The 1,732-nt window shown below is 38.0% G+C and carries 1 protein-coding gene; it reads left to right on the forward strand.

All coding sequences use genetic code 11. The annotated features are described in order from the left end of the window. Positions 1-1,665 (forward strand): nickel-dependent hydrogenase large subunit (locus WBM70_RS11335; protein WP_424558612.1); only part of this gene is annotated, 1,665 nt, incomplete at its 5' end. Positions 1,666-1,732: the final 67 nt, after the last annotated feature.

Raw genomic sequence — 1,732 nt, forward strand, 5'->3', positions numbered from 1 at the left:
AATAAAATTGTCATAGATCCAATCACAAGAATTGAAGGCCATTTACGCGCTGAAGTGGAGATAGATGATGAAGGTATCATTAGAGAAGCCTATGTCAGTGGACAGCTTTTTCGGGGTATTGAGATCATTTTAAAAGACAGAGACCCAAGAGACGCAGGACTATTGGCCGGTAGGATCTGTGGTGTTTGTACCAATTCTCATTTTAGAGCTGCAGTCAGCACTGTTGAAGATGCGTACAATATAGATGTTCCTAAAAATGGTGAGATAATCAGAGATCTTATGTCATTGGCACTTTTTATTCAAGATCATGTGACACATTTTTATCATCTTCATCTTTTGGATTTTGTAGATGTGACCAAAGCGTTAGAAGCAGATCCAAAGATGACCAGTAAAACAGCCCACCTCTATTCATCTAAACCGTATGCAAATTCTCATTCGCACTATATTTATGTCAAAGAAAAACTAGCAAAGTTTGTAGATTCAGGAAGACTGGGTCCTTTTTCTAACGGATATTGGGGTCATAGTGAGTATAAACTTACTCCTGAAGAGAATTTACTACTGCTTTCGCATTATCTTGAAGCTTTAAAGTTTCAAACTGATATATCAAAAGCCATTGCTATTTTTGGTGCAAAGACACCACACCCTCAAACTATAGTGGTTGGCGGTGTAACTTCTGTAGCAGATATGTTAAATCCCCAGAGATTAAATGAATTTATCTTTATCCTCAAGGAGGCCAAAGGGTTTATAGACCGTGCTTACATACCTGATATGAAACTTTTGGCAACTGCTTATCAAGATGAGATAAAAGCTGGTTCTGGTCGTAGCATCGGAAATTTCCTAAGTGTTGGTGGATACTGTTTTGATGACGAACATCAGCTTTTTGAGAGTGGTGTCATCTATAACCATGATTTTGCAAATATAAAACGTTTTGATGAGCAATTGATCACCGAAGAAGTAGAAAGAGCATGGTATAAAGATGACCAGCCCTACTACACTGACCTCAACGAAGATGGAACACTCAAAACTGCCAATCCAGATGACAAATACTCTTGGATCAAAGCCCCAAGATACAATGGAAAAACCATGGAATCAGGTCCATTGGCAAGAGTACTTATCTCCTATAAACAAGGAAACAGATTCATTAAACCATTTGTAGATGAGTTTTTAGCGTTTTGTGAGCTCGAGCTCTTAGATCTTTCCAGTACCGTAGGTAGAAATGCTGCCAGAGCTATAGAGACAGCATATATCTCTGAATATATCTTCAAATCTATTAACAGGCTTCTAGAGAACATCAAATATTATGATACTGAGACATGGAGCAAATATACTTTTGAAAGCTTACCACAAGAGGCAAAAGGAAGGACATTTATAGAAGTTCCAAGAGGTGTCTTGTCACACTTCATCAATATCGAAGATCAAAAGATCAAAAACTATCAGGTGATAGCACCCACTACATGGAATGCCTCACCCAAAGACAGTAAAGATCAAAGAGGTCCTTATGAAGAGGCCCTTATAGGGATAAAACTCGATGATCCTTCACGGCCACTTGAAGTTTTAAAAGTGTTACACTCCTTTGATCCATGTCTTGCATGTGCCGTACATGTCATTGATATAAAAGGTAAAGACCTTGGAAAGTATAAAATCAATACAGGTTGCTCTCTCTAAAAAGATCTTATTTTTTTAAACTGCTGAACCACTCTAGTTCATCTAAGGTTTCCCATGGATACTCAGG

Source organism: Sulfurovum sp. (assembly GCF_049668085.1).
In the GTDB taxonomy this organism is placed as follows: Bacteria; Campylobacterota; Campylobacteria; order Campylobacterales; family Sulfurovaceae; genus Sulfurovum.